Genomic DNA, 6,115 nt, shown 5'->3' on the forward strand with positions numbered 1-6,115 from the left:
GTTGCCTTTGCTTCAATCAAGGAAGACAAAAAGCTCTTTGAGACCAAATGCGTCAAATGCCATTTACTTGAACGTGCTTTAAGAAAGACCAAAAGTTTAAAGGCCTGGAAGCGAACCGGCAAAAGGATGGCGAGGTACTCTAAGGGAAGCATTACAGCACAGGATATAGAAAAAATTGCAAAATATCTGGCTGCCAGAGAAAAACCAAGCAAGCCTGCTGCTCCCATTGAACCTGAAACAGTAGCTAAAGTACCTGAGGAGCGTCAGCTGTTCGATTTTAAAAAAGTCAATATTAACCAGTTCGTAAAGCCTGAAGTGTGTGCGGTATGTCATGCTGAAAAATTTAAACAATGGAACGGTTCCATGCACAGCAAGGCCTTTACCGACCCGCTGTGGCGGGCAGCGACAAAACTCTTTTTCAAAGAAGCTGTTAAACCAGATGAAGTCCTCGAGATGAAGGCCTGTATTAAATGCCATACCCCCCTTGGCTTCCGCTCCTACAACATTTCGTCTCCGGGTGACGATTATGACAAACTTGCGGCCTTGCCGGCTCGAGGAATTTTCTGTAACTGGTGCCATAACATCAACGAAATAAAACACCTTGGCGATGCCGGCTATGAGGTAGCGCCGGGGAGCGGAGAGGATGACCCGTCAACCATGCTTGGTCCCCTCAAAGATGCCAGTTCGGATTTCCATCCTACAAAATATTCAGAGCTGCATACAAAATCAGAATTCTGCGGACTCTGTCATAATGTTTCCCACGCAGCCAACAAACTGCCCCTTGAGCAGACCTATGACGAATGGAAAAACAGCCCATACAACACCGGCGACCAGGCGACCACGGTCACCTGCCAGGACTGTCACATGCGTCAAAGACCCGGTATCCCTGCCACCGGAAAAACCAGGCGGCCCGACAACCCGGGAAAAGCTTCTGAGAGAGGACCGGACCGCAAACATACCTGGACGCACTATTTTGTCGGTGCCAACGCCCTGGTCACAAAGCTTTTAAAAAGCGATCTGCATGCCCAAATGGCCATAGAGCGACTCCAAAATGCTGCGGATTTAGAGCTTATTTGGAGTGGTTCATACAGAAAAAACAAACTTTCCCAAATCTCGGTAAAGGTGATTAATTCAGGAGCCGGGCATTATCTTCCCACCGGGATTACAGAAATAAGGCAGATGTGGCTTGATGTAAAAATTTCCGATAGCAGGGGGAAAGTAATTTTTAGATCCGGCAACCTTGATAAAAACGGCAATATTGATAAAAATGCGGTATTGTATTACACGCAATTCGGCAATGCCAAGGGAGAGCCGGTTATAAACGTTGCCCTGGCCGACAGGATACTTTATGACCACCGGGTACCGCCAAAGGGTTATCAGATTGAAAAATATGCTTTTCTAATTCCGGCAGACGCAGTATTTCCATTAACGGTTAAAGCCACCCTTAAATACCGCAGTATTTCCCCGTCGCTTGCCAAAAAAATGTTGGGGGACGATGCGCCTGAAATTCCGGTTGTGGACATGGTCAGCCTGGTTGATAAAATAGCGCTTTAATATTTTACCACATAAGTTCCTTAATTATGGCATTTGTATATTTTGTGGCAAAGCTTTTATCATTGCCATTAAGACACCAAGGCACTAAGAAAGAATAATAAATATTTTCTTTGTGCCTCTGTGCCTTTGTGGCATTTTTTTGGTACTGGCCTGTCTCGATTTCAGGGTTTATCCAGGTTAAGGTTAAATTATCGGATACTCATAAATCTTGCCGGTGTAGTTGCGTATCAGCCATTTGTCCGGTCTTTTTTCTACCACATATTCTGCATGCAGCGGTATTTTCCCGCCGCCGCCGGGCAAATCAACCACATAGTGGGGAAAACATAACCCTGAAGTATGGCCTCGTAGAGCACCCATAATACTCAAGCCCACATCCGGAGTGGTCTGAAAATGTTGCGTTCCGCGAACCAGATCCGGATGATGCAGGTAGTAGGGCTTTACCCTGATCGTCAGCAACTTTTGCATCAGCGACTTCATGACCCCAGGGTCATCATTGACGCCCTTGAGCAGAACCGTTTGACAGCCCAGGGGAATGCCGGCATCCGCCAGCAGATTGCAGGCCAACGCCGCTTGGTCGGTTATCTCATCAAGATGATTAATATGAACATTAATATAAAGAGGATGAAACGCTTTCATCATTTGGGACAGGTTGCGTGTTATACGCTGGGGCAAGGTGCAGGGAGCCCTTGTGTGGATACGTATGATTTCCACATGTGGTATACGGCGGATATTTTCCAGAATGTGACAAAGATCGTTGTCATCAAGCAGCAAAGGGTCGCCACCGGACAGGATTACATCCCTGACTGCCACATGGTCTCTAATATAACCAATGCCGGCCTCAATCGTCTCAGCGGTAATTGAAAAGGATTTTCCAACTTTTCTCTTGCGCATGCAGTACCGGCAGTAGACCGCACACTGGCTGGACACCAGCAAAACAACCCGGTCCGGATAACGATGTATCAGATTGGAAACCGGGGAATGGTCATTTTCTGAAAGCGGGTCCTCCCACCCATGCTGATCATTTATTTCCGCTATATCCGGCATAACCTGGCGCCAGATGGGATCATGCGGCTTTTCGATGAGTGACAGGTAATACGGATTAATACGCAGAGGATAGCGTTCAATCACCTTTTGCACCTGTTCCTGCTTTACAGGAAAGTGCCGGGCCAAATGCTCGGCGGTGACAACGCTTTCAGCAAGTATCGCCTTCCAATCGGAGGTTTCTTTTTTCATATATAGCTCGTAGAAGCCTAAGCCAAACAGCTATAGGGCTTACAAACCCAAAAAAGGTCGCATGGATTCCAGACCCCCAGCAACCTTTGATTGGCAAATAGTTTCGAAGATTTTTGTTTGCTCTACTTTATTAGGTTGAAATTTTTGAAAAATCGGCAAATAATCCAAACAGGTCCGATATTTGCTTCAATAAAGCCAGCCGGTTGTTGCGTATTTTTTTCTGTTGGGCCATTACCATGACCCCGTCAAAAAAAGCATCTACCGGGTCACGCAGCGAGGCAATTTCATGCAGGGCCTTACCCAAACTCCCCTTGTCCAGATGTTGCGCTACATTTTTATTAACCTTCTTATAGGCTGAATACAGCGCAGTTTCGGATTTTTCTTCAAACAGGCTTTCATCTACAGTCTTTTTAATACGGACATCCGCCTTTTTGATGATATTGACAACCCGCTTGAAGGCCACGGCCAGCGGTTCAAAATCCGGCGCGGTTTTTAAATCTTGAAGCGCACGCACTCGCTTCCATACGGCCGGTACGTTATCCACGGAAACATCGGCAACCGCCGCAATGACATCTTTGGAAAAACCTTCCTCGGCCAGCTGATAGGTCATGCGGTTTTGCAGGAATGCTTGAATCTGATCGGCGACCTTGCGATTTTGCTTGGCATGCTTTACGTCAAAAAGTTTTAGGCTCTTTTCAATCAATTTTCTCAAAGAAAATGAAAAATCCTGGTCAAACATGATCTGGATAATACCGATGCCCTGCCGCCGTAGCGCATATGGATCCGCGGCCCCTGTGGGAGTGAGCCCTACGGAAAAAAAGCCGCAGATGGAATCGATCTTGTCGGCGATACTGAGCAGTCCGCCGGTGACCGTCTCCGGCAGGGGGCCGCCCGAATAGGTCGGCCGGTAATGCTCTTCAATGGCCGCCGCCACATTTTTGGGTTCTTTATCGATCAAAGCGTATACTCTTCCCATAACCCCTTGCAGTTTTGGGAAATCGTTCACAACCTGGCTGACAAGATCAGCCTTGCACAGCCAGGCCGCTCGGGAGACCTGTTTTTTCACGGTCGAACCCTTGCCGGCAGCAGTGGCCAAGTACTCTGCTAACTTTTGAACCCGCTGCACCTTTTGATGCACGGTTCCAAGCTTGGCCTGAAAAAGAACACCTTTGAGCTTGTTTACCCGCTGTTCAAAGGATTCTTGCAGGTCGCTTTTGAAAAAGAACTGCCCATCAGCAAGGCGGGCTCTCAGGACCCATTCATGTCCGGTGGCAACCAGATCCATATCTCTGGTACGGGTGTTGTTTATGGCGATAAAATAGGGCATGAGGTTCCCTTTTTTATCAATTACGGCAAAATATTTCTGATGTTCCCGCATGACGGTTATCGATATCTCGCGGGGTATTTCAAGGAACTCCTTATCAAACTTGCCCACGGTGGCAATGGGGTATTCAACCAGGTTTTTTACGATATCAACAAGCTCATCGTCGGGCAAAACCCGGCCCCCGACCTTTTTGGCGGCTTTGTTAATCTCGCGCTCAACAAGTTTCCGGCGCGCATCCAAATCAACATAAACTTTAGCATCGCGCAGGGCTTTAACATAATCTGCCGGTGTAGAAATTTTCACCTTTTTAGGGTGCATAAAAAAGTGCCCGAATGTATGCCGGCCGCTTTTGGTAGCCCCCACCCCAAACGGAATAACCTGGTTTCCCAAAAGGGCCACGATCGAATGGATGGGCCTTACAAACATAATATCAAGCTCGGCCCATTTCATGGTTTTAGGAAAGGGTATCGCCAGAATCACTTCCGGCAGAATACTTTTCAGCAACGTTCGGGTAGCGAGACCTTTTTCTGTTATCTTGGCAGCTAAATAACGACCCTTTTTTGTTTCCTTGACGACCAACGCGTTTACGGAAACGCCTACCTTCTCGGCAAACTTTTTGGCGGCCATCGTGGGACGGCCGTCTTTATCCAGCCCCACCTTTTCAGGAGGTCCTAAAACTTCCGAAGTCAAGGGCTTCTGCTTGTCAGCAACCTTTTTTATTTCCAAAGCCAGTCGCCGGGGAGTCGCAAAAACTTTAGCACGGCCGTGCGTAATACGGGCATCGGTCAATTTTTGCATTAACGTCGATGACAATGACTGAAGTGCAGGCTCAATGTAGCCCGCTGGAATCTCTTCCGCCCCTATCTCAAGCAATAAACTTTTCATATTCACCTCTGTCTTCTCAATGAGTCAAAATAACAGAAAAACACAAAACCGATAATCCTTTAACCTTTAAACTTACCTGTTCATCAGCGGGTAGCCCATGGTTTCTCTTTGCTTCAGGTATCCTTCAGCACAGGCTCTGGCAAGGTTTCTTATGCGCCCTATGTAGCTGGTCCTCTCAACAACGCTGATGGCACCGCGCGCATCCAGGAGGTTAAAGGTATGCGAACATTTAAGACAGTATTCATAAGCCGGAAAAACCAGCGCTTTCTTTATCATCCGGATCGACTCAGCCTCGTATTTATCAAAAAAATCTATCAGCATTTGAACATCGGCCTCTTCAAAATTGTAGGTCGACTGTTCGACTTCCTGCTGATGATGCACGTCCCCGTATGTGATCGTATCGTTCCATTTTAAATCGAATACGCTGTCGACCCCTTGGAGATACATGGCAATTCGTTCCAATCCGTAGGTCAGTTCCACGGAAATGGGAAATACTTCCACACTGCCGCACACCTGAAAATAAGTAAACTGGGTAATCTCCATACCATCCAGCCAGACTTCCCACCCCAACCCGGCGGCACCCAGAGTGGGGGATTCCCAATCGTCCTCAACGAACCTGATATCGTGCTCCAGAGGATCGACCCCCAGAACTTTTAAGCTGTCCAGGTACTGTTTTTGCACATCATAAGGAGAAGGTTTCAATATCACCTGATACTGGTAATAATGCTGCAACCGGTTCGGGTTTTCGCCGTAACGACCGTCTGTTGGCCGCCTGGAAGGCTGGACATACGCTACATTCCAGGGTTCAGGCCCCAGCGCCCTTAGAAGCGTTGCCGGATGAAACGTTCCGGCTCCCATCTCGATGTCATAAGGTTGAGCAATCACACATCCTTTTTGCGCCCAGAATTTCTCTAACCTCATAATCACGTCCTGAAAATTCATTTTTCCTTCCTCATAAATTAGTTGGTGGTTATAAATAATCCTGGCTCTCCGAGGCGTAGGCTCTACCCTCCGGCCTGTAAGCCCTACGGGCTGGAAGCGGAGCCGGAGGCCCAGAGGACCAGGCTTTGATTTCACCCCATAGGGGTGCACCTATCTCAAATGGAGTAAATTAAATTC

General features: G+C 47.7%; 4 protein-coding genes. 1 reads left to right on the top strand and 3 read right to left on the bottom strand.

Going from position 1 to position 6,115, the window contains the following annotated elements:
* The coding region (locus V3S16_RS12985) for a multiheme c-type cytochrome (RefSeq protein ID WP_413885597.1) at positions 1-1,554 on the top strand (1,554 nt) is incomplete at its 5' end.
* A gap of 183 nt (positions 1,555-1,737) precedes the next feature.
* Here the strand turns inward: V3S16_RS12985 and V3S16_RS12990 are convergent.
* From V3S16_RS12990 to glyQ, 3 genes are all read right to left on the bottom strand, one after another.
* Positions 1,738-2,787, bottom strand: coding sequence for a KamA family radical SAM protein (locus V3S16_RS12990; protein WP_413885599.1), 1,050 nt, complete (start codon positions 2,785-2,787; stop codon positions 1,738-1,740).
* Between the two features lie 130 nt (positions 2,788-2,917).
* On the bottom strand, positions 2,918-4,996 hold the full coding sequence (gene glyS, locus V3S16_RS12995; RefSeq protein ID WP_413885601.1) for a glycine--tRNA ligase subunit beta: 2,079 nt from the start codon (positions 4,994-4,996) through the stop codon (positions 2,918-2,920).
* Positions 4,997-5,068: 72 nt separating this feature from the next.
* Positions 5,069-5,938 (bottom strand): glycine--tRNA ligase subunit alpha, encoded by an 870-nt coding sequence (gene glyQ, locus V3S16_RS13000; RefSeq protein ID WP_413885603.1) that lies wholly within the window; start codon positions 5,936-5,938, stop codon positions 5,069-5,071.
* Positions 5,939-6,115: the final 177 nt, after the last annotated feature.

The organism is Candidatus Desulfatibia sp. (assembly GCF_036446775.1).
Lineage (GTDB): Bacteria > Desulfobacterota > Desulfobacteria > Desulfobacterales > UBA11574 > Desulfatibia_A.

Bases quoted from the DNA above. Each gene is read 5' to 3' on its own strand.
- V3S16_RS12990 (WP_413885599.1), bottom strand. From the start codon at position 2,787: ATGAAAAAAGAAACCTCCGATTGGAAGGCGATACTTGCTGAAAGCGTT.
- glyS (WP_413885601.1), bottom strand. From the start codon at position 4,996: ATGAAAAGTTTATTGCTTGAGATAGGGGCGGAAGAGATTCCAGCGGGC.
- glyQ (WP_413885603.1), bottom strand. From the start codon at position 5,938: ATGAATTTTCAGGACGTGATTATGAGGTTAGAGAAATTCTGGGCGCAA.